This window comes from Corynebacterium sp. H128 (genome assembly GCF_037482625.1).
Classification (GTDB): Bacteria; Actinomycetota; Actinomycetes; order Mycobacteriales; family Mycobacteriaceae; genus Corynebacterium.
On record NZ_JBBHKW010000014.1, the window covers coordinates 1 to 23,921 of the forward strand.

Genomic DNA, 23,921 nt, shown 5'->3' on the forward strand with positions numbered 1-23,921 from the left:
GACCACAGTTACCCGTCGGCCGGCAAGCACCGAAGCCACCGCATGGTCCCTTATCTTCTGTGTTGATCGTTGAACCACCACGAACCACCTTTCTGGTTTGTGGTGCATTCACAGCTTGACACCGCCCTTGGGATTTCGAGTTCATGAATTCGCGTTCACCGATTCGAGCGAGTGGATTCGAAAGCGCCGCCCCAACAAGCCACTCTGGGAGCACCAGAATGCCTCGACCGCGTGGAATCCAATCCCTAAACATGGCATATGAAAAAGGCACTGTGAGTCATACTGCAGCATGATGTGATTGCCTTAGCTTGCTGACTAGTGTCGGTGAGGTGAAGAACATTCGGGCGGTTGATGTCATAGCTGCTGGCGTGCTGGTTTCGCTATCATTCTTGGGATCGTCGATTTCCGCTGTGTGGGACTGGGACCTGTGGCTGACGATCACGCTGTTCGTGGTGCCACTGTGCCGGAAGCGTTGGCCTTTGTCGACCGTCATTGTGATGCTGGGGATCCTTGTGGCATGCGCATTGCGTGTCGAGATCACCATCGCATGCATTCTGGTCGCAGGGCTGGCGGCCTACATCGTGCGTCGGGATTTGCCTGAACCGCTGCGGGCAATCGCTACGGTCACTCTGCTTCTCGGGGACATCGTTGGCCTTTTTGTGTTCACTCCAGGTCTCACAGAAGTCGACCTGTTTAAACGGCTTGTCTACGTGACGTGGAGCGTTACAACCCTCATGGCGTGTGGGTTGATGGGTGAGCTGCGCAGACGCACGTTGGAAGCCCAGGAGATCGCGTTACAGAAGTCGCTGGAGACCCAACGTGAGGAATTTGAGAAGCGCGAGATCTCACAACGCAACCATATTGCCCGGGAGATCCATGATCTAGTGACGCATTCGCTGACCGTGATTGTTGCTCAGGCGGATGGCGGGCGCTACGCCGGTAGTGCAGAAGCGAAAGAGGAAGCGCTGGTGGCGATTTCAAAGGTTGGGCGGGAGTCTCTCCGGCAGATGCGATCGGTGGTGGGCCTCCTACGTGAAGGGGAAAGTCATGCGGCGTCGCCAAGCATCGGCTACGTGGACATCGCCAATCTGGTGCAGCAGACGTCGAGTAGCGGGCTCGCCATCTCCTATCGCGTGACCGGTGAGCCGCCAGAGCAGGTACCCGATGGAGTGTCGCTGGCGATGTACCGGATTGCGCAGGAGGCGCTGACAAATGCGAAAAAGCACGGCGTGGGCGGTGCTACTTTGGGCATCGATTGGCGGCCTGAGCAGGCAACTATTCGGGTTCAAAATCCATGTGACAGCCGCACTCCGGGTCTAGGCCACGGCATCACCGGCATGCGTGAACGAGCCGAACTCTGCGGTGGCACCTGTGAGGCGGGCATGCAGTCTGGCCAGTGGCGCGTCCTGGCAACGCTTCCGCTAGGGGCGCACGCATGAACATCGCGCTTGTCGACGACCAACTCCTGTTCCTGCACGGTATCAACCAAATCATCACCTCCCAACCCGACATGACGGTCGCTTGGCAAGCCACCAACGGGCTCGAGGCGTTGGACAAGGCCGCCGCTGACCCCGTCGACGTGGTGGTGATGGACGTACAAATGCCGCTTCTCGACGGCATCGCCGCCACCAAACGCCTCGCTGAGGCGGCCCCCGAAACAAAGACCATCATCCTGACCACCTTCGATGACGAGGAATACGTCCTCGGCGGCTTGGCCGCCGGGGCCAGCGGATTCATCCTCAAGGACGCCGAACCCGAGGTGCTGCTCGAATCGATCCGCACGGTGTATCACGGGGATGCGGTGATCTCTCCGCGGGCCACCAACCGGATTGTCACTCGGCTGCAAGCACCGCACCAGGTGCCGACTTCCGCCGCGGACCAGCGACTACTAGGTGAACTGACCAACCGAGAGCAAGAGATACTGGTGGCCATCGCCAAGGGCTGGACCAATGCTGAAATCTGCGAGCGCCTCTTTATCTCCATGCCCACAGTGAAAACACACGTGGGCAGGGTGATGTCCAAGACGGGGTCGCGGGATCGGGTGCATGTGGCGCTGCTCGCCTATCGCGCCGGGCTGGTGTCCCGAGAAGACCTGCTCGACTCCTAGCGGGCGTCATGCCTGGGTATGAGGTAGAAATCGTGCTCCGCGCCGATGAGTTCAGGGGCCGGCGGCGGCAGCATGATGGGTATGACAACGATCATCGAGACGAAGAATCTCACCAAAACGTATGGGACGGCTACTGTCGTCGATAAGCTGAATTTGGCGGTCACCCAAGGCAGTGTCCACGGGCTGTTGGGGCCGAACGGGTCCGGCAAGTCCACCACCATGAAGATGATGCTCGGGCTGCTCCGGCCCACCGCGGGCGAGATTTTTGTGCTGGGCCAGCCGATGAATCGCCAGACTCGCGGGCAGGTGCTCGCCCAGGTGGGTTCCCTCATCGAACAACCCTCCGCCTACCTGCACCTCACCGGCGCCGAGAACCTGCGCATCGCCGCCCGGCTGCTGCGCGCGGAACCGGCGAACGTTGAGCGCGCGATCGAGTTGGTGCGCCTGGAAAAGCACATGGACAAGCTGGTCAAGGACTACTCGCTGGGCATGAAGCAGCGCCTCGGCATTGCGCTGGCGCTGCTGCGTGACCCGAAGATCCTCATTCTGGACGAGCCCACGAACGGCCTTGACCCGGCTGGTATCGAGGAGATCCGTGAGCTCATCGTCAGCCTGGCGCGGGATGAGGGGCGCACCGTGTTGGTGTCGAGCCACCTGCTCTCCGAGATCGAGAAGATGGCCACGGAGCTGAGCATCATCCACCAAGGTCAGCTGGTATTTCAGGGAACGCAACGGGAGCTGTTTGAAACCAAGCTGCCAGATGTCTTCGTGGAAACCACCGCGGCCGCGGAGGCGGCCCGCGTGCTGCAAGCGCTGCAGCCCGTCCTGGTGCCCGGCGGCGTCGTACTCGGAAACCTCAGCGAGCAGGACGTTTCGGACATGTGCGTCCGCCTGGTCCAGCAGGGCGTGCCCATCACCCAGGTCGTGCGGCAACACCGCAGCCTGGAAGAAGTTTTCATTGGACTGACCGGTAGGGAGGGATTGCAATGATGGAGAATCTTGCCATCGAGGTAGCCAAACTGCGTCGCTCTCGCGTGCTGCTCTTTGGCCTCGGGCTCACGATGAGCATCATCCTGTTCACCAGCATGAACCTGCTACAAACCGGGAAAATCGATTCCTTTGCGGCCGACCCGGACCAGAACTGGTCCGCATATCTGATCAGCTACCTGATGGTGCTGTCCCTGCTGGCTCCGATCCAGCTCGCGCTACTGGCCAGCCGCGCGGTGGACCCCGAACACCTGGCCGGCGGGTGGCGTCTCAATGCCGTTGCCGGCACGTGGCCGGGCGAGCTACTGCGCCGGAAGTTCCTGGTGTTCGCTGCGATTTTGGGTCTGTTGCGCGCAGTCGAACTGGCAGCGATCGTGGGGGCGCCACTGGTGCTGGGGGCTCCCGGACCCGCTACGCAGGTTTGGGATTCCTGGCTGCGCTCCACCTTCGGAGTGCTGGGAACCAGCGCCGCCATGCTCGCCCTGTTCATGTGGCTCGCTGCGCGTTTCGAATCCCAGCTGGTGGTGCTGGGCGTGGGCGTGCTCGGCGGATTCCTCGGTATCTGGGGGATGCTCTCGCCGCCGTGGCTCACCATGATCAACCCCTTCGGCTATTTCGCGGTGCTCACCCCGTACACCTTCACTGATGCGGGCGTGGCGCCGGTGCAGCAGGCGTGGCTGCCGTGGGCGCTGTATGTGCTGCTCACAGCTATCTGCTTCTTCGTCCTCACCCGCCGACTCAACGCAAGGGAATACTAACCATGTTGCTCCGCAATGAACTGCTCAAGTTCCGACGCTCCCACGTGTGGACGGTATTGGTGCTGATCCCGCTAATCTCGGTCGCCTACGGTGCCGGAAACTATTCCGCCAACCGGGAAATGCTCACCGCGGGCTGGTCCAGCTACCTCTCCCAGGTGGTGCTGTTTTACGGCCTGTTCTTCATGACTATCGGTACCGCGATCCTCGCCGCCGCTGCCTGGCGACTCGAGCACCGCGGCTTCAACTGGAACCAGCTCATGACGGTGCCGCGCGGAATCGGCGGGATCATCGCCGCGAAGATCGGCGCGATCGTGGTCCTCGTAGCGATCATGCAGCTCATCGTCCTGGCCCTCAGCCTCGGCGTGGGCCTTGCGCTGCGCATCCCCGGCACCATCCCGTGGGCCAACCTCGCCGGCATCGTGCTCGCGGTGATCCCGGCAGCTGCGGTCGCCGCCTGGCAATCCTTCTTCTCCATGATCATCCGCAACTTCGCCGCCCCCGTCGCCATCGCGCTGGCCGGCACGATCCTCACCTTCGGCGCAATCAGCGCCGGCTTCGAACAGCTCATGTGGATCCTGCCGTCCGCGCTGGTCACCAACACGCTCTCCACCGGCAGCACCGCCGTATCGACGGCCGGAAACCTCGACGCCGCGACGTTGATCTCACTCCTGATCGCATCTGCCCTGTTGACAGCGCTCGGCTGGGCCACATCCGTGGCGTGGCTGCGCCGGGTAGATATTCGGTCTTAGGGAGGGCTCCATTTGGGTGGTGATGAATGGCGCCACAACTCACGGTTCGTTCACCACGCCATTGCTCATCTGATCTATGAGCAACTCCGGGTGCTTGCCTTTTGGAAAGGGGATCAGCTTCATGTCAGTGGGTTGGCTTAAACATGCTCTTTCGTGGGGCGTACTTTTCCGCCGCTACTTCGAGAACTCGAAAACTGCAGGAGAGCGGTGCAGGCGTGATTTGAGCTTGCTTGGGTTTTCGAGTTCATGGATTCGAGGAGAGCTCCCGCTAGCCGGGGGAAGCAAGCGATTCCCGGTGGGGCAAGGTCTCAAGCAGGGTGTCTCTTCCCGCCGCTACTTCGAGAATTCGAAAACTGCAGGAAAGGGCTTCAGGAGCTCTTTGGGACTCTTGGGGTTTTCGAGTTCATGGATTCGAGGAGGCGACGTAGGTCCGGTATGAACGTGCCTTCTTTGAGCGCATTCCAATCAAAATGCGCGACCGGATAGCCCGCGTTTTGGAGTTCTCGGTCGCGTTTGCGTTCGTGGAGGACCGCGACGGACTCGGCTTCTTTGAATTTTGAGTCGCCGTCGATCTCCACGATGATGCCCTCGATGAGGAAATCGACGCGACGGTCGTCGATACGCGCTTGCTGCTCAAAGGGGATCCGCGCCTCGATGAGCTGCGCCTTTGCCCACGATTCGGCGACGCTTTCCGACTTCGAATTCGCCGCCTCCATAACTCTGCGCAGCTTCCTGACGCCCGGAAGCCTGCCAAGATGCTCGAGTTCGCGCATCAGCAGGAATCGATGCCCATCCTGATGCCTCAAGTAGCTTTCCACTGCGACGAGACCTTCAGCAAAATCGCCCCACCTGCACGTATCGGCGACAGAGCGCTCCATTGAGGTGAACCGTATTCCCTTGTGCTCCACGACCTTGTCGGCTGGGACTTTCGCGGATCGGTAGTGAATCCACCTATTTCGGCTCCGCGGCGGCGTCTTCGATCCAGGCAGGCACACAACCACGGGTTTCTCGTAGCCCAGAATCTGAATCCCCCATAAGCGCGCCGCCGAACGACCACAAATCACCCCGCTACGAGTGCGCGTTCCCACCGCAAGGATGCGAGCCCAATCCTTGACCCACGGCGGCAGCGCCATCCAGGCATTGATGTCCGCCCACAGTTCCGCATGGATATTGAAGTGGCTACTTTTGTGCCGATCGATCCACTCGACGTACTCGAGGTGCGTCATGCGCCGCGTATCGACGACCTTAATCTTGTCCCCCCAGACATTCATGCATCAAAAGTAGCGCGAATCTAGGGGGCACGCAGGCCCCACGTTGCCACTGCGACTTCAAGAACTCGAAAACCCAAGGAAAGCCCTCGGCACGAGCTGACGCTGTCTAGGGGTTTTCGAGTTCTTGAAGTCGGAGAGGAGAAATCGAGGCACGGAGCGCTCTGGCAAAGCTTGTCGACGGCAACTCGCCGAGGCGCTCTGGCAAAGCGACTCGGGTCAAGCGACCGCGGCATTGACGGCTAGGTGTGCACTTGGGTTTGACTGAGCCACCGCAAGATTTCAGCGGAAAGACCCAGCTCCCTGAGCGATTTGTCTAACTATTGTGCTTGATGAACAAGTGTTGCGATTTGTACTCGGTTCGATAGACCCAGCTTGGTGAGTATGCGAGATACGCAGCCCTTTACATTCCCAACGCTCATGTATCTTTCGGCCGCGATGTCCGCATTGGTGAGTCCATCCGCTATTGCATCGGCAACTTCTTTTTCAAGTGGGGTTAGTTTCGCAAGTGCACGTTTAGCGGCCTGTTGTTCTGCGCTGGTTTTGGTAAATGCTGCGATGAGTCGATCTGTGACTGCAGGAGAAAGAGTCGATTGACCGTGAGAGGTTTGCCGAATCGCGTTTGCGAGTTCTGCGGTGCTGGCATCTTTGAGTAAGAATCCGTCGACGCCGGCGTTCAGCGCATCCCGAAGATGATCATCGGTGTTCCAAGTAGTCAATGCCAAAATCCGAGGCGGATTGGGACCTTGTTTGATTTTGGTAGTAGCAGCGGTGCCGTTCATTACTGGCATTCTTAGATCCATGAGGATGACATCTACTTCGATGGTTCGGAGGCATTCGATAGCCTGCTGTCCATTGGGAGCTGTCGCTACTATACAAAGGTCGGCTTCTTCGGCGAGCATGCTTTTGATCCCTGCAACGACCAGGGCGTCATCATCGACAATCATGACTTTGATCATTGCGATTCCTCCACAGGTACGTTGATGCGAAGTTGGTGCGTGTTGTTGTGAAGACTTCGTGTCAGTTGCCCACCGCATAGGTGGACTCGTTCTAACATGCCTTTGATACCCAAGCCCGGTGGTGTTTCGGGCTCCGTTCCGGTGGGGTTAGTGATTTCTAAAATGCACTCGCTTTGCGAACACTGAAGGTCTACCTGGATGTCACCTGGCACGCCGTACTTACGAGCGTTAGTTACAGCTTCTTGAGCGATGCGGTAAAGGTGTCGTCCAGTGCCTGGAGGTAGGGTTGCGCCACCTAGGTTAACGGTAACTTTGACCGGATGCTGGAGGTCTGCGCCGTCCATGGCAAGACTGGGAAGATCTTCGACATCGGGTTGACGTTCCTGGAGCTGCTCTTCTCGCAGATCGCTAAGGATCGCACGTAGTTCGGACAAGGAAGCCTTTGCGTTAAAACGAATAATTCCGCCTAATGATTGGCGTTCTTCAGAATCCATGGATTCGCGGCATTCTAAAGCGGCGGAGTGCATACTGATAAGACTGATGCGGTGGGCTAAAACATCATGCATTTCACGAGAAAGCGCGAGGCGCTCCTGTGCTAGTGCGAAATTCACGTCAGCTTCTTTACTCAGGATTAGTGCAGTATTTTGTTCTCGCAACGATTGCACCAATCGAGCTTGAGAACCGAAAAATCCACCCCAGGCGATAAAACACTGTGCAGTAACGGACACAAGAATGAGTCCCGACCAATGCCGATGATAGAAGGCTTCAGGTGACCAAGGCAGCTGCCACCGAAGCACTGAAAAAATACAAAATAGCAATCCACTCAGTTGGGCTTTCCATATTTGCCCACTCCAGGAGATTCTTGCAATCTGGGCGAGCGCGGATCCAGTGGCTGAGGATGAAATCAGTGAGGCTAAGAGAACCGCCCGAGGACTCAGCTGCCGAGAAGACAAGACAAGAGCCATAAAACCAATGAGTACGTCGATCATTAGCCATGGCACAGGAATCTCAATCTGATTCCCCATTGCGCTGTCGACTACGCAGGCAATGCCGAAAAGCACAGTCGCGCTTCCTGGTACTGCCGCAAGGTATCGGCTGAATCTCCGTTTCGGACGTTGAATTTCCACCTGAACAGCCTAAATGTGCTGCTGAACCAAAACCAAGTATCTTTCGGCCAGAATCTCTGACAAACGATTAATCCACTCGAGACAAGAGTTGTGTTTTAGGGCTATTTGCCTATAGAAACGTGCGATCCCTTCTCCATATGGTTGTCACAGTCCAGCAGTGATCATCAATAAAGGAGTAGATCGTGGCAGTGGAAAGAATGAGCGAGACGTTGCTAATAGTCAGCATGCTGGCGTTAACGTCAGCCGTACTGGTCGTCGTCTATCAAGTTCTGCAGGGAGGAATGAAAAGAGTAAAAGCTGTGCCTGCTCTTCCTCTCATGGGCATCTATTGCTTCACGTTCGTGGTGTGGTTGGCGCTATGAACCGCGTAATTGAAGTTCAGCAGCTGAAAGTTAACTTTGGACAGACAGAGGTCCTTCGCGGAGTTGATTTGGAGTTTCACCGAGGCCAGATTTACGGCCTGTTAGGGCCGAATGGCGCTGGAAAGACCACTATTTTAAAGGCAATTCTTGGGGCAGTGGACTACACCGGAAGTATCAAAAGCCAGCCCGAACACGTCCGGATCGGACATCTTATCGAATACCCAGCCTTCTACGCTCGCTTAAGTATGTTTGAAAACCTGAAGTTGCATGCAAATTATCACAACGCCCCACATGATGAACTCGATGATTTGCTATCGCTAGTTGGGCTTTCACCCCACCGGGACTTGCCATGTGGGAAAGCTTCTTTGGGGATGAAGCAGCGGTTAGGAATTGCTAGGGCGCTGATCGGGGATCCCCATATCCTGCTGTTGGATGAGCCAACGAACGGACTAGACCCGTTAGGTATCCGAGATTGCCGAGAGCTGCTAATTCGATTGCGAGATGAGCGAAACCTAGCAGTGGTGGCTTCCAGCCATAACCTCACAGAAATCTCTGCAACCGCAAACTATCTGACATTCATCCGATCTGGTGAGATTATCCATTCCCTTCCGCGAAGCGAGATTTCGGAACAGGGCCTCGAAGATCTCTATGTCGAACTTTTCCAAGGAGAAAACAGTTGATCTCACTCATCCGGAATGAATGGATAAAGATCCAGAAAGAAAACTCATTGTGGTTCGCATTTGTATTACATATAGCGCCACTCTTTATGGTGCTTGTAGCAGCGATAATGAAGTCGGTGCGACTGGGGTCTAACCTCTATTTCATCCTCTATAACCAGTCCATGCTCGTCACAGGGTTAGTTGCATGTGTTGTTACAAGCATCGTTTTTCATCTCGAGTTTAATAACCGGACATGGTTCGATTGGCTCACTCAACCACAAGGACCGAGGCGTCTCTTGGTGGCCAAAGTTCTCACGGGTGCGCTGATTTTAGCTTGCTACATTGCTATTTCCGCAGTTCTCATGCTGGTTTTTCTCTACGCCACTGGAGTGCGTGATGATCCGGCTCGTATGCTGTGCTCCTATCTTGTGTTTCAAGTCGGGACAATGGGCGTCATGGTGGCTGTTAGTGCTGCTCTCTGCGTCCTGACGCGCAGTGCAGTAGTGGTCAATGTAGTTGGAGTGATAGTCACTATGGTGACTGTGGTTGTGATGGCTGCTGAATTCTCATGGAGCATCCCCACTGCATGGCCATATCGCACTGGCCTTGCAATCATTGATCCGGAATATGGATTCGGGAGTGTAAAACCATTGTTGGCAGGCGGAGCAATTACAGGAGCTTTTGTAGTGATGTGTTTGTTGATTGCTATTCAATGGGTTAGCAGGCCAAGTGTTATCAACGCGGCGATGCGCTAGTCGGCTACAAAAGTTGATCGCTCTCTTCACTGGCCACCGTTGCCATGGCGTTTCAGCGAGGCGAATGCCGTCGAGAATGCAGCAATCTACCTGCAACGCCTGGCTCGCTTTTCGACGCCGAGACCTTGCGCGCGGGTAGCACACGGAAACAAATCTGTATTACTGTAGTTAGTACAGATTTTGCCGAAGGAAGGTGTCATGGTTTCAACTCCCGCCCTCATATGCATGGCCGTCACGCTGGTGCTGTGCGTGATTATCCCGCTAGCAGGCATCGGGGTGCTCGCGCGTCGAAACAAGCAGGTTCTCAGGGCGTTCGGTGTCGGCGCCTTGGCGTTCTTTGTGTCGCAGATGCTGTTGCGGATCCCGCTGATGTCGCTCGCGACGGCATTTGCTCCGGATACGATCGGCGCGTTCCTGAGCTCAGTCCCGGTCGCGAGCTTCAGCGCCGGTCTGTTTGAAGAGACCGCGCGGCTGGTGTTCATGCTGTTGCTGCTGAAAGGCTTCCACCGGCTTGTCGACGGCCTTGCCTTCGGATTCGGGCACGGCGGAATTGAGGCGATTTTGCTCGTTGGCATGACGATGGTCAATAACCTCGTGATCGCGCTGATGATGAATGCGGGAATGTGGAATTCGATCGCGAAAAGCATGCCGCCCGAAGCTGCTGAGCAGATACAAGCTGTACTCACTGAAACTCCGGCTAGCAGCTATTTGGCTGGCGGTGTGGAGCGCATGTGGGCAATCGGACTGCATATCGCCTGCTCGCTGATCATCATGATGGGGATTCAGCGAGGAAGGAAATTCCTTGCTTGGCTGCTCGCGGTGCTAGTGCATGGTTGCGTAAACCTCGGCGCCCTCTCTGCCTTGCGGCATGGGATTAACACCTGGCTGGTGGAACTGTGTGGAGTACTGGTCATCGCTGCCCTGCTGGCGCTGGTGATCGGGCGGGCTCGAATGGTGCTTCCTACTGCCTTTGAGCAGCGCTGACATGTAAAAGCTGTGAAGTTTTCCGCAGCTCTTGACAAGAGTCGACTCAACTTTTAGTCTATGGTTGCAGGCAAGGGGGCTTGCAACCACAACTAAACAAGGCATCTGTGTAGAGGAGATCTATCATGGCTGATATTTCAACCTGGAATCCATTTGCTGAACTGAATGCACTGCAGAAGGCATTCTTTGGGGACAACGTGAACACCCCGGTCCGTGGAGTGAACATTCCAACTACTGACGTCTACACGCGTGATGGCGCGATTATCGTCGAGGCGCATCTGCCAAACTTCAAGCAGGAAGACATCGACTTGGATGTAGATGGCCGTACCCTCACCATCAGCGCTGCGCGACGTGAGGTGGAGAAGGACGCGGAGAAGAAGTACGTGATCCGTGAGTCGGCATCCAACTTCCAGCGTCGCATCACCTTGCCGGAAGGTACGGACATGGACAAGATCGAGGCCAACCTGAACAACGGAGTCCTCGCTGTCACCATCCCGACCCCCGAGGCGAAAAGCTCTAAGAAGAAGATCGAGATCACCTCGGGTGAGCGCGCGACAGATCAACCGGAGGCGATCGAGGCAACAAACGAAGCTGAGGAGAACTAAGAGTTAAGTCCCGTAGCTAGCCAGGCCTGCCACCCGGGCCTGGCTTTGCCAATTTAGGAGTCGCTCCTAGCGGTGAAAGCTCCAGGCTTGCCCGCTCGCGTCATCCTTGAGGGTTAACGTGCCATCCTTGTGCTGCTCGATCACCCGCACACCCTGCAAAGCTTGATGCACCTTTTCTGGCGTATCGTCTGCGTCCAAACATGCCATCCGCGTGGTGGCGAGCCCATCTCCGAAGTCGATGGTTTGTGGCGTGGTAGTGGAGATGGTCACGTTGCCCATCAAGTGGTTGCAGGAATCGCTACCGCTGAGCTGGGTGCCCTCGATGCGGAAGTTCGCATCGGGGTTATCCGCAAAATGCCAATCGACGCCAGTGACCATCACTTCCTGCGCTCCTCCGGTAGAACACCCCAACAGCAGCCAGGAAGCAGACATCGCGAGGGCACCGAGTAGGGCAGATTTAGGCTGGATCATGACTATTAGTCTAGTTGCTGATAGTGCGGAATGACTGTGATTTTCGCTAAGCCCCACCTGCTTAGAAAGCGCACGCAATCGTTAAGATCGCTAGACCGGCCACCGCACCGCCGAGAATTTCAGGCACCGTGTGATGGCTGATGCGCACTCGGGCCCAGGCAATTAATGGGGTTAGTGCGAATAGTGTCCACCACAGGGGATGGACGACTACTGCCAAATACCCGGTCACGGTGAGCCACAGCCCGACATGTACGGAGATTTTCGTTTTAAGTACCACTGTCACCAGCGCGAACATAAGAATGAACCCGAGGGCGGCGAAAACTGCTGTCCAGATGCGAAGGTCAGCTTCAAGCCAGATTAATACACCTATGAGCACCCCGAGTAACAAGGCGATACCCATGAATATTGGTCCGCGGTGGCTGCGCTGTGTCACATGATGTGAACTCACGCGTCCTCTCTTCTGCAGCAGCAGAATCCACGCCATCGGCAAAATGCTAGTGAAGAGGGCGCAGAGCGCGCCGATGCCCACTTGGCCGCAATGTACGCCTAGTACAACGAAGAGCACAATGTTTGAAATCCAGGGCGCGCAGACTTCACTGAGAATCCGGGCGAGGAGGGTGCTGAGGGTACTGAGGCTACTGTGTGACACAGTTTAGGAAGAATAGCGCATAGGCCACCAAACTAAGGCGACCTATGTCGCGAGGGGATGCCGGTTGCCGTCGACAAGCGCGATGGTGAACGGGCGTTCCTGATAGGCGCAGGTCAGCGCCACCTCCCAATCCTTTCCGCGGCGCCTTAGGGTAGGGCGTTCGCCAAGAGTTATGTGGTCCCACATGCTCTTAAGATCCGGGGTTTCTAAACTAATCGCGCCACAAATTTCCTCCTGAGTGCGAAGCTGGAACTCGGGGCGGCTGAGCAGTCGGAAGTTCATAATTGCAGACATCAAGCTATGGAGATCCGCGTCCTTCGCCGAAGCACACACCGCGAAGGTAAGTGGCCTATTTGCGATTGGTACATGCAAAGGATCGGTGTAAAGGAACGGGTCTATAAATCTAAGCGTGCTAATTTCGGGAATATTCTTAATCACGATTGCATAGATTAGCTAAGTTGTGCGTGGATGTCGCTCGTTGACGTCGCGGGGGTGAGATCGGAATGCAAGCTGTGTCTCACAGGACGGGAACTTCCTCAAGATAGCCGGGGCTTAAGCATCCCACAGGCGATGCTCCGCCAACTTGCTGGTCAGGGTGGACACATCAGCTTCCTGGACAATCGGCTTGAAGTGGCGCTTTGCTTCCGCGAGCAGGATTTCTACCTCCGGCAGGTCAGGAGTATCCAGCACGATCAGCCCGTCGAATTCAATGGAGCGGGTGGTCAAATAGGTGCGTGAGATGTCTACTTCGCCGAGCTTGCCACCGCGCTCTGCCACGACGAGCGGGGTAACGCCGGCGTCGAAAAGCTCGGCCACTAGCTTCTCGACGCCCGCGGGATCCGAATCAGCATTGGTTAAGATGCCCACTTGGCGGCCGTCGATAGGCCAAGTCTTGCCCACCTGACTCAGTGCTGGTGATGGAGTAACCTCAGCTACTTCGACATGCTCTGGAGCTGCCAAGCCGAGCCCCGCAGCAACCGTGGCCGCGAGTTCGCTATCAATGTGCGCGAGCACCGAGACAGCTCGCTCCTTAATGGCCTTCTCATAGCATTTGCCCAGTTCAAAGGTATATGCCTGCGTGATATGGAACTGTTCGACGGGGGAGAGGGAACGGTAGAACAGGGTGGCCTGAGAAAAGTGATCCTCAAACGAAGCTGGCTTTTCCCTGGTGAACGTACCCGCGACTTCCTGAGGGACCTCGATGAGGGTGGCCTCGCCCGCAATGAATGGGCAGCCACCACCTACAGAATTCGGGTTGTATGGGGTGCCGCCGTGCACCGCAGTCTGATGCATGCCATCGCGGAAATTGTCGTTGACCGGCGCATGCGGGCGGTTGATTGGCAGCTGGGAAAAATTCGGTCCACCCAGCCGGGAGAGCTGCGTGTCTAGGTAGGAAAACAGGCGACCCTGCAGCAGCGGATCGTTAGTGAGGTCGATGCCTGGTACGAGATGACCAGGATGGAATGCTACCTGCTCAGTTTCGGCAAAGTAGTTGATCGGATTGGCATTCAGTGTCATGGTGCCGATGACCTGGACCGGGGCCAGTTCTTCGGGCACGAATTTGGTGGGGTCAAGTAGGTCGATGCCCTCGAAGGTTTCCTCCGGAGTATCGGGGAAGACTTGGATGCCTAGGTCCCATTCTGGGTAGGCGCCAGCTTCAATGGCATCTGCGAGATCGCGACGATGGAAATCCGGGTCCATGCCACCGGTGAGCTGAGCTTCCTCCCAGACCATGGAGTGCACCCCGAGTTTCGGCTTCCAGTGGAACTTCACCAGGCACGTCTCTCCTGCCGCGTTGATCAGGCGGAAAGTGTGAATGCCAAAGCCCTCCATCATCCGCAGTGAGCGCGGGATGCCACGATCGGACATGTTCCACAAGGTGTGTGCGGTCGCTTCAGTATGGAGGGTGACAAAATCCCAAAAGGTATCGTGCGCGCTTTGAGCTTGAGGAATCTCCCGGTCCGCATGTGGTTTGCCAGCGTGGATGAGATCTGGGAATTTGATGGCATCCTGGATGAAGAAGATTGGCATGTTGTTGCCGACCAAATCAAACGTGCCTTCCGCGGTGTAGAACTTAGTGGCAAAACCGCGAGTATCGCGTACTGTGTCGGCGGACCCGCGGGATCCTAGCACGGTAGAAAAGCGCACGAAGACATCCGTTTCTACGCCTTTCTGCAGGAATCCAGCGGTAGTGAGCTTCGTGGCGGCACCATTGGCTTTAAACACACCGTGGGCTCCGGCGCCACGGGCGTGCACTGCGCGCTCTGGAATGCGCTCGTGATCAAAGTGGGTGATTTTCTCCCGGAAGTGATGATCCTGCATGAGTAGGGGGCCGCGCTGACCAGCCTTGAGGGAATGATCAGTGTCATTGATGCGCGCACCTTGCTGAGTGGTGTGATACTCGCCTTGCTCGGCCATATCCGCCTGGTGAGCGCTCATTGGGCAACCAGTTGGGGTATGTGGCGCCGGCCCGCGTTGGTCGGGCTTGGGTGGGATAGGTCCGTGCGGTGAGGTTGGCTCCTGCTCCTGTGCCGGAGTGGAAGTAGGTACTCCTGGAATCTGGCGGCTCATGGCGATCCTCTCTAACTGCGGGTGAGATGGGCTGTGCCATCCACACTAGAGAAGCGGGAATCGCTTTCGCAGGAGGGAAGAATTTGCCTTTACTGCAGTTCAACGGGGATTTATGCGGGCGTTGTTGTCAGTGTGTTATGAAAAAGTTGCACTATTGGGGTGATGTCACCAACTGTGCTGGAAGCTTGGGGGACTGTAGCTCGGTGGGGCACAAAGAGGTTGTCGATTCCAGATTTGGAGAGATCTCCATTGGGGAAGCTGATGTCCTGGGATGGCAAGGATACATGATGTGCACTGCGGTTCCTGTATGAGGCTAGCCAGCAAAGTGGCCAACTACCGGCATTTTTTGGAGGATGGCCACTGCGTGGCTGGACTTGAGGAACTTGTCCGTGCCGTCGGTTCCGGCCTTAACTCCATGATGCTGGCCGCGCGCCCAAGCGGGAAAGACGGATAAGTCGTAGACCACGTCGTCTACGAGGATCCAACATGCCGCGCCATCTTCGCAGGTCGCGTTGCTGAGTTGGTCCGAGCTAATCGATGTTGTCTCCAGCTTGGCCTGTTCGGCCACGCTGAATGTGCGTTCCAGCTTTGTTGGGTCATTGACGTTGGGTGGGCTCGGCCATATCAACATGGCGATGACAGCTGCCACAACAACCGAAATGCCAATAATCAACCACATGTGAATCCTCCTTGATACATTGTGTCTCACAATGCTCATGATACACTGTGTCTCATGAATGGCAAGAGGAAAAGCGAGGCAGAAACTCGGGAGCTCATGCTGCAGCGCGCGAGCGAAGATCTCATCTCCGCCGGTCCGAGCGTTGGGTTGGAAGTCGTCCGGATGGAAAAGGTCATCAAAGCGGCGGGAGTGTCCCGCGCCAGCGCTTATCGTATCTGGCCGAATCGCGAAGAATTTTTAGCGGAAACCCTGGTCACGGCGCTGTCTCAGGTGACGCTGCTACCGGAGGGGATGGCGGAGATCGTGGCTCTCTCTGAGCTCATTGGGCACTACCGTCCCGTGTTGGATACCGAACAAGGGCGCCGAAACCTAGTGGTGGAAGGCCTGCGGCTTTCCGTCGATGCGGACGTGCGGCGCATGTTGAACTCCCCGAAATGGCGGCTCTTTCTCGGCATCTCCACCACCTGTCACACATTGGAAGATGAGACACTCCAGGAGGCCGTAGCTGCGGAACTGGCTCGCATCGAGCAGACCTTTGTGATGCGCCGCGCCCAGATTTACCAGCAGCTATGCGCGCTCATCGGCTACCGGCAACGGAAACCATGGCAGGGCGTAGCAGGATTCCAGGCCCTTTCTGAGCTCGCCGGGCTCACCATGCGTGGAATTCTCTCCCGGGGGTTGGCAGATCCAGCTTGGCTGGAACAGCGCGTAGCAATGGAACTATTCGAAGCTGACGCAGCCGACTGGTCGCAAGCGGAAATCGCCATGGTCACCGTGCTGCTCGGCCACCTCGAACCGGATCCAGACATCGAATGGACCGCCGAGCGTATTGCGAAAGCAGAGCAAGTTTATGATGCGATGATAGCGGAGATGCTGGCCTAATTGTGCAGCTCAGTCGAGCATGCTCACATCTGGCGAGGGCAGTGCGGTGGGCACAATGATGAGGTTGTCCTCCACGTGGTGGATGTGCACGCTAAGCCCGAAGACCCGGGAAATTAGGTCAGCAGTCAGAATCTCGATCGGAGCGCCTTCCGCAACGATTTTTCCCTCGTTCATTACCACCAGATGATCCGCGAAGCGGGAGGCCTGCTGCAAATCATGCAGGACCGTAATCACTGTCCGATTTAATTGGGTCACCAACGACCGAGCTAGTTCCAAGAGTTGGTACTGGTGGGAAATATCCAAGTAGGTTGTGGGTTCATCGAGTAGCAGCACTGGGGTATTTTGCGCCAAGACCATTGCTAGCCACACTCGTTGACGCTGTCCGCCCGAGAGCTCATGAACCCGTCGGTCTGCTAACTCTAGGACGCTCGCAGCTGTCAACGCTGCAGTAACTGCCTGAGAATCTGCCTCTGACCATTGCTTGAGCAGGCTCTGGTGCGGGAACCGACCTCTGCGCACCAGCTCTGCGACAGTGATGTCGGGAGGGGTGGTGGTATGTTGCGGCAACAGCGCCAGCTGCTTTGCGACGCTCCTTGTCTGCATACCTGACATCAACTGCTCTCCGAGAAATACTTTCCCTGCTGTCGGCGAAAGGATTCGCGCCAAGGCCTTAAGAAGAGTGGATTTGCCACAGCCATTAGGGCCAATGATCGCGGTGAAAGCGCCAGCAGGCAAAGAAACGTTCAAGTTCTTGCTGATGACGTTCTTTTCCCAGGCAAGAGTGACATCTTCAGTGCGCAGTGCGATGGAATTCATGATGGATCCTATCGGAGGCTAGCGGTTAGTGGTGGAAGAAGAAATGAGATAAAGCAGATAGCCGCCGCCGATGACCACCGTGACTAGGCCTACGGGGAGCTGGACAGGCGCGAAAGCTCGTTGCGCCAGGATATCGGCCACTATGAGCAAGGTGGCGCCGGTGAGGGCACTTACCAATAGCGGGGTTTTCGGTCTCAGCGTGGTCCGTTGCGCGATGTGAGGCGCTGCGAGAGCAATGAAAGCAATCGGGCCTGCGACAGCAGTTGTGGCTGCGATGAGAAGCACCCCAGCCAGTAGTAGAACTAGCTTCAGCAGGTTAACTCGCAGTCCCAGAGCAGTTGCGGTTAAATCCCCCAACGCTAAGGCGTCCAAATAACGTCGCAAAGGCAAGGCAGCTGCAATCGCAATTGCTAACGCCAAGCAGGCTGGGCCGGCCAGCGGCCATCGAATGCCATTGAGGCTGCCGGCGCCCCACGTGGCTGCTGACATCATTGCTTCCAAGTCACCTTGAGTGATGAGCCAACGATTGAGGGCTGACAGCATTGCGGATATGCCTAGTCCGACGAGGATGATGCGCAGGCCGTCGATACGCGTGCGCACTGACAGCGCGACGATGACTAGGGAGGTAGCGATGCCGCCCAGAAGCGCCCCGAGAACTGTGAACCGAAACTCCGTTAAACCCAGCAGCATAGCCACTATGACTCCGGTGTATGCGCCGGTGCTGAATCCGATGACATCTGGGGACCCCAGTGGGTTTCGGGTGACCGCTTGGAAGAAGCTGCCGGCAATGCCGAGTGCAGCGCCGACAAGTAGCGCGGTGAGTATCCGTGGTGCGCGCCATTGCAACACCACGGTCCGGGCCAGCCCCTGCTGGTTGCCGGTGAGCACGGCGAATGCTTTCGCGCTCGACATGCCAGCCCCGGGCATCGCCAGGGCAATGAAAGCAGCGAAGAGGATGGCCAGGAACAAACCAGCGGCGATCAGCGTGTTTCTAGTCATGGATTAGACCCCTCGTTTAGCCGATTGTGCATAAGCAATGAGGAACGGGGCGCCGATGAAAGACACCACAATGCCTGCCGGAAACTCACCCGCAATGATGACGCGTCCGGCGATGTCCGAGAGCAACAACACTAGCGGGCCAAGAAGCATGGATGTGGCCAACAACCGGCCGAAGGATGATCCCACCAGCCAACGCGCCAGATGCGGCACCATCAAGCCGAGGAACACAATCACTCCAGCCGCGGCGGTCGCGCTCGCAGCAAGGATCGCTACTGCCAGGAAAGTGAGCAGCCGTGTCCTGGCGACATTGGCACCCATCGATGTTGCCATTTCCTCACCGAGCGCAAGGGCATCTAAGCCACGGGCTGCCGAAGCAGCGAGCACAGCCCCAACTACCAGGCCCAAAGCGGCAAGCACTAAGGGTTGGTAGGAGCCGGCGTCAACGCTGCCGAGCATCCATCCCTTCAACCGGTCGAAGGCTTGTGGGTTTACTAAAGCAAGCCCATCACCGATGCCTCCCAAGATGGCGCTCAGTGCCACTCCCGCAAGAATCAATCGGAGCGGGTCTACGCCAACTCCCTGGGTGCGGCTAATAACGTAAACACCAGCGCCCGCGAGGAAGGCGCCGGCGAGCGCGAGAACAAAAACGTTCGCTGCGGATCCTTGAATTCCGAAAGCAAGCCCGGTGACGATAGCAAAGGCAGCACCTGCGTTGATGCCGAGCACGCCTGTGTCTGCCAGGGGATTGCTGGTGAGCGCTTGAATGAGCGTGCCGGCCAGGCCAAGTGACATGCCCACTGTAAGTGCAATGAGTGTACGGGGAATGCGACGGTCCCACACCACTGCTGAGACAGTAGGGGAGGAGTATGGATCTATCAGCGACGCTAGTACTTCGGGGAGGGCGATCGCGCGGGCACCGACCGCTAGGCTCAATAGGCTGGCGCTGCACAATGCGGCGAGGAGAATGCCGATTACTAGCGAAAGCGCCAGGGGTTTGGATTGCATTCGGATAGTTTAACTAAATACCAAAAGGTTAGGCTAACCTACTCTCATGAGAATCGTAGAAACACATCGGCGACGCGCCGCCCTCGCCCTGACAGCAGTGGCCACTCTTGCATTTTCCCTAGCTGGCTGCTCGGCCGAATCGGATCCTGGCGCTAACTCGTCTCAAGGTAACAAAGAAGTCGCCGTTGGCGGCGCCCAGTTTGGAACCGCGGATGCTGAGACGGCGAAGCTCGGTAGCGATGCGCAGCCGGGCGCATTCCCGCGCACCGTCACTCATGCGGCTGGCGCCACCGAGATCAAGGAACGCCCGCAGCGTGTTGTTGTGTTGGATACCGGTGAACTGGACGCTGTCCTCTCGCTCGGAATTACCCCGGTTGGCATGGTCACAACGAAGGGTGCGCAACCAGTGCCAAGCTATTTGGCGGATAAGGTCAAAGACGTGCCCAGTGTAGGCACGCTCAATGAGCTGAATGTAGAGGAAATCGCTGCACTGGAGCCAGACCTCATCTTGGGCAGCCAGCTTCGCGCCGATAAGGTCTACCCGCAACTTTCTGAAGTTGCGCCGACCGTGTTTTCCATTCGACCAGGCTTCCCATGGAAAGAAAACTTCCTGCTGGTTGGTGAATCCCTAGGCATGGAAAAAGAAGCCGAAGCGAAGCTCGGCGATTACGCCAACAAGGTGTCGGAATTGAAGAAGAACGTTCCCGCCAACACCACTGTTTCACTGGTGCGCTTTATGCCAGAGAAGCTGCGACTCTATGCCAACAAGTCCCTCATCGGTGTCATCTTGCACGATGCTGGCATCGCGCGCCCCGAAAAGCAGAACATCGATGACCTCGCCGTGGAGATTTCCCCGGAGACCATTGACCAAGCCGCCGGTGACGTGATCTTCTACTCCTCATATGGCAAGCCCGAGGTAACCGGAGAAACCGCAATCACTGAAGGTGCTGCCTGGAAGAATCTCCCGGCAGTGCAGTCCGGTAATGCACATCAGGTAGACGATGATGTGTGGTTCTTGGGTCTCGGCCCGACCGGAGCGATGCAGATTGTCGACGACCTCGGCCACCTACTTCCGAAGAAATAGCACCTTAGTGCTCGACTTCCGGCCACTGTTTCGCTAGCTCGTAGCCATCCGCCCCAGTTACCCATTCCAGCTGGCCCCGGCCATCAGCTGTCTCTATCGGAACGGCAGTACCGTGCGCCAGTAGGTGCTCGCCCGGGGTGAGTTCGCGGATAGCGACGCGCTCAACACGCCCCGGGTGCTCCATAGCCAGGTTCCCGTAGGTGAGCGGGTCATGTTGGCCATCGTCACCCACCAGGATCCAGTGGATATCCGGGAAGTCAATGATCAGATTACGCAGCTGCACCTTCTTGTGCTCCTGGCCAGAGCGAAACAGGCCGGTCTGCGTTGGGCCCCAGTCGGTCAGCAAAAGCGGACCCTTCGGGAAGCCATGTCTTGCTAGGAAGCTGGCCAGCGAGGGAAAAGTGTTCCAGGCGCCGGTAGACAGGTAAAACACCGGCATGTGCTGCCCGTACTTTTCCCGCAGGCAGGCATATAGCTCGGCCATCCCCGGGACTGGCTTTCGAGCATTTGTTTTAAGGAACCAGGAGTTATAGGCCGCGATCATCGCGCGCGGCAGCATAGTCACCATCACGGTGTCGTCCACGTCAGAGACCAGCCCATACTTCACGCCTCGTTCCAGCACGAGGACCTCGGCCTCGGCGGATTCGCCGCCTTCGACGTCGATACGCACGCGTTGCCAGCCGGGTGCCAAACCATGGTTCGAGATTGGCACGTCGATGTAGCCGTCGTGATTAGTCCGAGTGTGCACCGTTTGCTCGCCGGCGTGGATCGTGACGGCGGCATCGCCCACCTGGAGCGTAAAGAATTGACGAAAACCGCGCTGTACCTCGGCTTTCGGCGGCTCCGGATTGTGCATCAGCACCCGTGCAAGCACGCGGATCCGATCGGCATCGCCGTAGCCGTAGTAGCCGGTGACAGCGGGGCGCCACCCGGCCTGCGCAGCGCGCCGCGTGCCGACGCCATTGATGGTGTTATCCAGTTTCCGAACGATATCTGAAAGCGCCATGGGGCCAGATTAGCGGAGCTGGCTGGAGCGGTGGGGCGGTCAGCGAGCTTCGAAATCGGATTGATACTAGGACTTTTCCAGTAACGATCCCATAACTTCCTGACCAGGTGGTTTGGGGAGAAATCGGTGCCTGCTTGGTGGAATTGTTACCACTTTTGGCCAGGACAGCCAGCAGATTTCCAGAAAAGTGCGAACACTAGATGACATGACCACCCCAAATTCAAACCCAGCCAACAACATCCTGAACACCATCCAAAACAACGTCCAGAAGTTCCTAGACCAAGGCAAGTCCGATGCTGCGCCGGCATTCATTCAAGAAGGTTACCTTTTTGCCGCGAAGATGCGTCGCAAGGCAGGACTCGCCCCAGACAGTGACCAGCCCTTCACCTTCAACCTGCTCGGCAAACCCACCGTCCTCGTGCGAGGCGCGGAAGGCATCCGCCTGTTCTATGACACCACGCGGATGAAGCGCCACGGCGCAATGCCGAAGTTCATCTCCGGCCCACTCTTCGGCGCCGGCGCCGTGCATGACCTCGACGGTCAGGAGCACGCCAAGCGCAAGGCCCTCATGGTATCCCTTGCCTACGACGACGCCCGCGTGGAGCAGTTCAAGGGGCTCGTGGCCGAGGAAACTGAAACGATGCTGGACAAGTGGCGTGCACAGGAAGGCAACGTATACGACGATGCCGCAATCGCCTATGGCCGCGCCGCCTTCCGCTGGGCGGGCATCCCCATGACTGACCAGGAAATGGAAGAACGCGCCACCCAATACAGCCGGTTGCTGGACACCTTTGGCAATCCGCTGACCAACGTGGTGTCTTGGCGTGAGCGCAAGCGCCTCGACCAGTGGGCCGAGCAGGTCATCCACCAGGTGCGCGCCGGGGAGCTCGCGGTGGAGCCGGATTCGGTCGTCGCCAAGCTAGCGGAGTCGGACATGGATGACCGCACCGCCGGCATCGAGCTGCAGAACCTCACGCGCCCGACCGTCGCCGTCTCCCGCTTCGCTGCCTTCGCCGCGGCCGCGCTGGTACAGCACCAGGATTGGTTGCAGCGCATCCGCACCGCCGCTAACGGCACGCTTATCGACGTCCCGGAAGCAATCGCCTTCGCCCAGGAAATACGCCGTACCCACCCATTCGTGCCGATGCTCCCAGCCGAAGCAACCCAGGACACCGAGATCTCCGGCTGCCCAGTGCACAAGGGACAACGCGTGCTCATCGACATCCTGAACACCAACACCGGCAGCAGCTGGGAGCGCTCCGGCACCTTCGACCCTTCGCGATTCCTCAATGTGGATGCAGAGGAGATCGAGACGTTCATTCCACAGGGAGGCGGATCCGTGCATGAGGGCCACCGCTGCCCTGGCGAGAAGATCGCGGTGACGGCGCTCTCCGCAACCGTGGCTGCGCTATCTCGCCCCGAAGTGCAGATTTCCGATGACCAGGAAGACACCACCTTCTCTTGGACCAGCATGCTCACTCGCCCGCGTACCGGCGTGCGAGTGAGTGTCAGTAGCTGAGGGTAGGGGAAGGGGCAGGGCGGCAGTGGCGGCCACTGGAAATCTTCCCCCTGAAACAGCGGTTTTTCCTGGTTCTGAGGCTGTTTTTCGCGGTTTGGCGGGGAAGATTTCCCCTTTCCCCTTCCCCTTCCAACTCACTCCACCCGCGAAATCGGCACGTCATTTTCCTGCGCCCAGGCTAGAATCTCGGCAACGGTCTGATTCCCCAGGTCAGCAACGCGCCCGGCCATACGCTCCGCAAAATGTGGCTCTAGTGCAGCCACTGCCACCCAGCCGTCTTTGGCTTGGTAAAGCCCGTAGGTTTCCAGCCCGCCGCCAAGAATTCCACCCGGTGCAGTGATGCCGTGGCGCAGGGGAGTGGCGGCATCTGTGGCGGCTTGTTTGAGTCCGATGCGGATGTGGCCGCCATGGCCGTCGAGAAGCAGGGCGAGGGCTGCAGAGACGGCTTGCTCAGCACCCATAAGGTCTCCCAATAGGATTTTTGGCAGGTGCGGTGGGCTGAGCGTCCCTGCTTCTGCCTGATAGGTGAGGTCGTGGCCGGGGTGTTCGGGGTCGGCGACATCGCCCACGATGTCCACGTGGCACAGGTGCTGAGTCGACGCCGGGCTCAGCCCCATCCGCGCGAGTGCCGACGGCCGGTGCGAGGTAATCAGCACGTCGGCAGATTCCAGCAGCTCCGCGAGCCGCTGCTGCCCCTCGGATGACTTCAGATCCAGCGTGATCGTGTCGTAGTGGGCGGAAAGTTCTGCATGCCAACTAGGTGAAATATGGCGTAGGGGATCGCCGTTGGGTGGTTCGATGCTGAGCACGCGCGCGCCGAGTTGGGCAAGTCGCGCGGCGGCCCAGGGGCCAGGCACGTTGACGGCCAAATTGATGACGGTGGTGTTAGCTAAGGGCTGCATGGCCCCAGCCTAATGTGA

25 protein-coding genes are annotated in these 23,921 nt (G+C 57.6%); 12 read left to right on the forward strand and 13 right to left on the reverse strand.

Annotated features, from left to right (window positions below; genetic code table 11):
- Nucleotides 1–329 precede the first annotated feature (329 nt).
- The 5 genes from WG915_RS10915 (at nt 330) to WG915_RS10935 (ending at nt 4,601) form a co-directional block, all read left to right on the forward strand.
- Nucleotides 330–1,439, forward strand: coding sequence for a sensor histidine kinase (locus WG915_RS10915; protein WP_339565412.1), 1,110 nt, complete (start codon nt 330–332; stop codon nt 1,437–1,439).
- Nucleotides 1,436–2,107, forward strand: a complete 672-nt coding sequence (locus WG915_RS10920) for a response regulator transcription factor (protein WP_339565413.1) — start codon at nt 1,436–1,438, stop codon at nt 2,105–2,107. Before WG915_RS10915 ends, WG915_RS10920 begins: the two co-directional genes overlap by 4 nt.
- Before the next feature lie 81 nt (nt 2,108–2,188).
- Nucleotides 2,189–3,097 carry an ABC transporter ATP-binding protein gene (locus WG915_RS10925; protein ID WP_339565414.1) on the forward strand — a complete coding sequence of 303 codons (909 nt, stop codon included), beginning with the start codon at nt 2,189–2,191 and terminating at the stop codon, nt 3,095–3,097.
- Nucleotides 3,094–3,852, forward strand: a complete 759-nt coding sequence (locus tag WG915_RS10930) for an ABC transporter permease (protein ID WP_339565415.1) — start codon at nt 3,094–3,096, stop codon at nt 3,850–3,852. Before WG915_RS10925 ends, WG915_RS10930 begins: the two co-directional genes overlap by 4 nt.
- 2 nt (nt 3,853–3,854) lie before the next feature.
- Complete coding sequence (locus WG915_RS10935) at nt 3,855–4,601, forward strand: ABC transporter permease (protein WP_339565416.1); 747 nt, start codon at nt 3,855–3,857, stop codon at nt 4,599–4,601.
- 368 nt (nt 4,602–4,969) lie between these two features.
- Here the strand turns inward: WG915_RS10935 and WG915_RS10940 are convergent, their stop codons facing one another.
- The 3 genes from WG915_RS10940 to WG915_RS10950 all read right to left on the reverse strand — a co-directional run bounded on the left by WG915_RS10940 (nt 4,970) and on the right by WG915_RS10950 (nt 7,955).
- A complete protein-coding gene (locus tag WG915_RS10940) occupies nt 4,970–5,872 on the reverse strand; it encodes a hypothetical protein (protein ID WP_339565417.1) in 903 nt (300 codons plus the stop codon).
- A gap of 317 nt (nt 5,873–6,189) precedes the next feature.
- Entirely contained in the window at nt 6,190–6,828 is a 639-nt protein-coding gene (locus tag WG915_RS10945; RefSeq protein ID WP_339565418.1) for a response regulator transcription factor, read from the reverse strand.
- Entirely contained in the window at nt 6,825–7,955 is a 1,131-nt protein-coding gene (locus WG915_RS10950) for a sensor histidine kinase (protein WP_339565419.1), read from the reverse strand. Before WG915_RS10950 ends, WG915_RS10945 begins: the two co-directional genes overlap by 4 nt.
- 157 nt (nt 7,956–8,112) lie before the next feature.
- Here WG915_RS10950 and WG915_RS10955 point away from each other — a divergent pair, with 157 nt between their 5' ends.
- The 4 genes from WG915_RS10955 (at nt 8,113) to WG915_RS10970 (ending at nt 11,320) form a co-directional block, all read left to right on the forward strand.
- The gene (locus tag WG915_RS10955; protein ID WP_339565420.1) at nt 8,113–8,997 is read left to right on the forward strand and encodes an ABC transporter ATP-binding protein; all 885 of its coding nucleotides are present in this window, start codon (nt 8,113–8,115) and stop codon (nt 8,995–8,997) included.
- Nucleotides 8,994–9,731, forward strand: a complete 738-nt coding sequence (locus tag WG915_RS10960) for an ABC transporter permease (RefSeq protein ID WP_339565421.1) — start codon at nt 8,994–8,996, stop codon at nt 9,729–9,731. Before WG915_RS10955 ends, WG915_RS10960 begins: the two co-directional genes overlap by 4 nt.
- Nucleotides 9,732–9,929: 198 nt before the next feature.
- Nucleotides 9,930–10,715, forward strand: a complete 786-nt coding sequence (locus WG915_RS10965; RefSeq protein WP_339565422.1) for a YhfC family intramembrane metalloprotease — start codon at nt 9,930–9,932, stop codon at nt 10,713–10,715.
- A gap of 125 nt (nt 10,716–10,840) precedes the next feature.
- The gene (locus tag WG915_RS10970) at nt 10,841–11,320 is read left to right on the forward strand and encodes an Hsp20/alpha crystallin family protein (RefSeq protein WP_339565423.1); all 480 of its coding nucleotides are present in this window, start codon (nt 10,841–10,843) and stop codon (nt 11,318–11,320) included.
- Nucleotides 11,321–11,386: 66 nt separating this feature from the next.
- Here the strand turns inward: WG915_RS10970 and WG915_RS10975 are convergent, their stop codons facing one another.
- The 5 genes from WG915_RS10975 to WG915_RS10995 all read right to left on the reverse strand — a co-directional run bounded on the left by WG915_RS10975 (nt 11,387) and on the right by WG915_RS10995 (nt 15,690).
- On the reverse strand, nt 11,387–11,791 hold the full coding sequence (locus WG915_RS10975) for an META domain-containing protein (RefSeq protein ID WP_339565424.1): 405 nt from the start codon (nt 11,789–11,791) through the stop codon (nt 11,387–11,389).
- A 61-nt stretch (nt 11,792–11,852) separates the two neighbouring features.
- Nucleotides 11,853–12,320, reverse strand: coding sequence for a phosphoesterase (locus WG915_RS10980; protein WP_339565425.1), 468 nt, complete (start codon nt 12,318–12,320; stop codon nt 11,853–11,855).
- Between the two features lie 162 nt (nt 12,321–12,482).
- Nucleotides 12,483–12,878: a hypothetical protein gene (locus WG915_RS10985; protein ID WP_339565426.1), complete on the reverse strand. Its 396-nt coding sequence runs from the start codon at nt 12,876–12,878 to the stop codon at nt 12,483–12,485.
- A gap of 114 nt (nt 12,879–12,992) precedes the next feature.
- The gene (locus tag WG915_RS10990) at nt 12,993–15,011 is read right to left on the reverse strand and encodes a catalase (protein ID WP_339565427.1); all 2,019 of its coding nucleotides are present in this window, start codon (nt 15,009–15,011) and stop codon (nt 12,993–12,995) included.
- 313 nt (nt 15,012–15,324) lie between these two features.
- Complete coding sequence (locus WG915_RS10995; RefSeq protein WP_339565428.1) at nt 15,325–15,690, reverse strand: cytochrome b5 domain-containing protein; 366 nt, start codon at nt 15,688–15,690, stop codon at nt 15,325–15,327.
- Between the two features lie 54 nt (nt 15,691–15,744).
- Here WG915_RS10995 and WG915_RS11000 point away from each other — a divergent pair, with 54 nt between their 5' ends.
- Nucleotides 15,745–16,572, forward strand: a complete 828-nt coding sequence (locus WG915_RS11000; RefSeq protein WP_339565429.1) for a hypothetical protein — start codon at nt 15,745–15,747, stop codon at nt 16,570–16,572.
- Between the two features lie 9 nt (nt 16,573–16,581).
- On the opposite strand, the gene WG915_RS11005 is transcribed toward WG915_RS11000, so the two are convergent.
- The 3 genes from WG915_RS11005 to WG915_RS11015 are packed head-to-tail and all read right to left on the reverse strand — an operon-like array spanning nt 16,582 to nt 19,392.
- Nucleotides 16,582–17,388 (reverse strand): ABC transporter ATP-binding protein, encoded by an 807-nt coding sequence (locus WG915_RS11005; protein ID WP_339565430.1) that lies wholly within the window; start codon nt 17,386–17,388, stop codon nt 16,582–16,584.
- 18 nt (nt 17,389–17,406) lie between these two features.
- Nucleotides 17,407–18,387, reverse strand: a complete 981-nt coding sequence (locus WG915_RS11010; RefSeq protein ID WP_339565431.1) for a FecCD family ABC transporter permease — start codon at nt 18,385–18,387, stop codon at nt 17,407–17,409.
- A 3-nt stretch (nt 18,388–18,390) separates the two neighbouring features.
- Nucleotides 18,391–19,392, reverse strand: coding sequence for a FecCD family ABC transporter permease (locus WG915_RS11015; RefSeq protein ID WP_339565432.1), 1,002 nt, complete (start codon nt 19,390–19,392; stop codon nt 18,391–18,393).
- Nucleotides 19,393–19,438: 46 nt separating this feature from the next.
- Here WG915_RS11015 and WG915_RS11020 point away from each other — a divergent pair, with 46 nt between their 5' ends.
- Entirely contained in the window at nt 19,439–20,476 is a 1,038-nt protein-coding gene (locus tag WG915_RS11020; protein ID WP_339565433.1) for an ABC transporter substrate-binding protein, read from the forward strand.
- A gap of 4 nt (nt 20,477–20,480) precedes the next feature.
- Here WG915_RS11020 and WG915_RS11025 read toward each other — a convergent pair whose 3' ends face one another.
- Nucleotides 20,481–21,482: an App1 family protein gene (locus WG915_RS11025; RefSeq protein ID WP_339565434.1), complete on the reverse strand. Its 1,002-nt coding sequence runs from the start codon at nt 21,480–21,482 to the stop codon at nt 20,481–20,483.
- 205 nt (nt 21,483–21,687) lie between these two features.
- On the opposite strand from WG915_RS11025, the gene WG915_RS11030 reads away from it, so the two are divergent.
- A complete protein-coding gene (locus WG915_RS11030) occupies nt 21,688–23,001 on the forward strand; it encodes a cytochrome P450 (RefSeq protein WP_339565435.1) in 1,314 nt (437 codons plus the stop codon).
- 134 nt (nt 23,002–23,135) lie between these two features.
- On the opposite strand, the gene WG915_RS11035 is transcribed toward WG915_RS11030, so the two are convergent.
- The gene (locus tag WG915_RS11035) at nt 23,136–23,903 is read right to left on the reverse strand and encodes a CoA transferase (RefSeq protein WP_339565436.1); all 768 of its coding nucleotides are present in this window, start codon (nt 23,901–23,903) and stop codon (nt 23,136–23,138) included.
- Nucleotides 23,904–23,921 lie beyond the last annotated feature (18 nt).

Excerpts from the sequence above, each read along its gene's own strand:
- WG915_RS10920 (WP_339565413.1), top strand. The coding sequence starts at position 1,436 with ATGAACATCGCGCTTGTCGACGACCAACTCCTGTTCCTGCACGGTATC.
- WG915_RS10925 (WP_339565414.1), top strand. The coding sequence starts at position 2,189 with ATGACAACGATCATCGAGACGAAGAATCTCACCAAAACGTATGGGACG.
- WG915_RS10930 (WP_339565415.1), top strand. The coding sequence starts at position 3,094 with ATGATGGAGAATCTTGCCATCGAGGTAGCCAAACTGCGTCGCTCTCGC.
- WG915_RS10935 (WP_339565416.1), top strand. The coding sequence starts at position 3,855 with ATGTTGCTCCGCAATGAACTGCTCAAGTTCCGACGCTCCCACGTGTGG.
- WG915_RS10940 (WP_339565417.1), bottom strand. The coding sequence starts at position 5,872 with ATGAATGTCTGGGGGGACAAGATTAAGGTCGTCGATACGCGGCGCATG.
- WG915_RS10945 (WP_339565418.1), bottom strand. The coding sequence starts at position 6,828 with ATGATCAAAGTCATGATTGTCGATGATGACGCCCTGGTCGTTGCAGGG.
- WG915_RS10965 (WP_339565422.1), top strand. The coding sequence starts at position 9,930 with ATGGTTTCAACTCCCGCCCTCATATGCATGGCCGTCACGCTGGTGCTG.
- WG915_RS10970 (WP_339565423.1), top strand. The coding sequence starts at position 10,841 with ATGGCTGATATTTCAACCTGGAATCCATTTGCTGAACTGAATGCACTG.
- WG915_RS10975 (WP_339565424.1), bottom strand. The coding sequence starts at position 11,791 with ATGATCCAGCCTAAATCTGCCCTACTCGGTGCCCTCGCGATGTCTGCT.
- WG915_RS10990 (WP_339565427.1), bottom strand. The coding sequence starts at position 15,011 with ATGAGCCGCCAGATTCCAGGAGTACCTACTTCCACTCCGGCACAGGAG.
- WG915_RS10995 (WP_339565428.1), bottom strand. The coding sequence starts at position 15,690 with ATGTGGTTGATTATTGGCATTTCGGTTGTTGTGGCAGCTGTCATCGCC.
- WG915_RS11000 (WP_339565429.1), top strand. The coding sequence starts at position 15,745 with ATGAATGGCAAGAGGAAAAGCGAGGCAGAAACTCGGGAGCTCATGCTG.
- WG915_RS11005 (WP_339565430.1), bottom strand. The coding sequence starts at position 17,388 with ATGAATTCCATCGCACTGCGCACTGAAGATGTCACTCTTGCCTGGGAA.
- WG915_RS11010 (WP_339565431.1), bottom strand. The coding sequence starts at position 18,387 with ATGACTAGAAACACGCTGATCGCCGCTGGTTTGTTCCTGGCCATCCTC.
- WG915_RS11015 (WP_339565432.1), bottom strand. The coding sequence starts at position 19,392 with ATGCAATCCAAACCCCTGGCGCTTTCGCTAGTAATCGGCATTCTCCTC.
- WG915_RS11020 (WP_339565433.1), top strand. The coding sequence starts at position 19,439 with ATGAGAATCGTAGAAACACATCGGCGACGCGCCGCCCTCGCCCTGACA.
- WG915_RS11025 (WP_339565434.1), bottom strand. The coding sequence starts at position 21,482 with ATGGCGCTTTCAGATATCGTTCGGAAACTGGATAACACCATCAATGGC.
- WG915_RS11030 (WP_339565435.1), top strand. The coding sequence starts at position 21,688 with ATGACCACCCCAAATTCAAACCCAGCCAACAACATCCTGAACACCATC.
- WG915_RS11035 (WP_339565436.1), bottom strand. The coding sequence starts at position 23,903 with ATGCAGCCCTTAGCTAACACCACCGTCATCAATTTGGCCGTCAACGTG.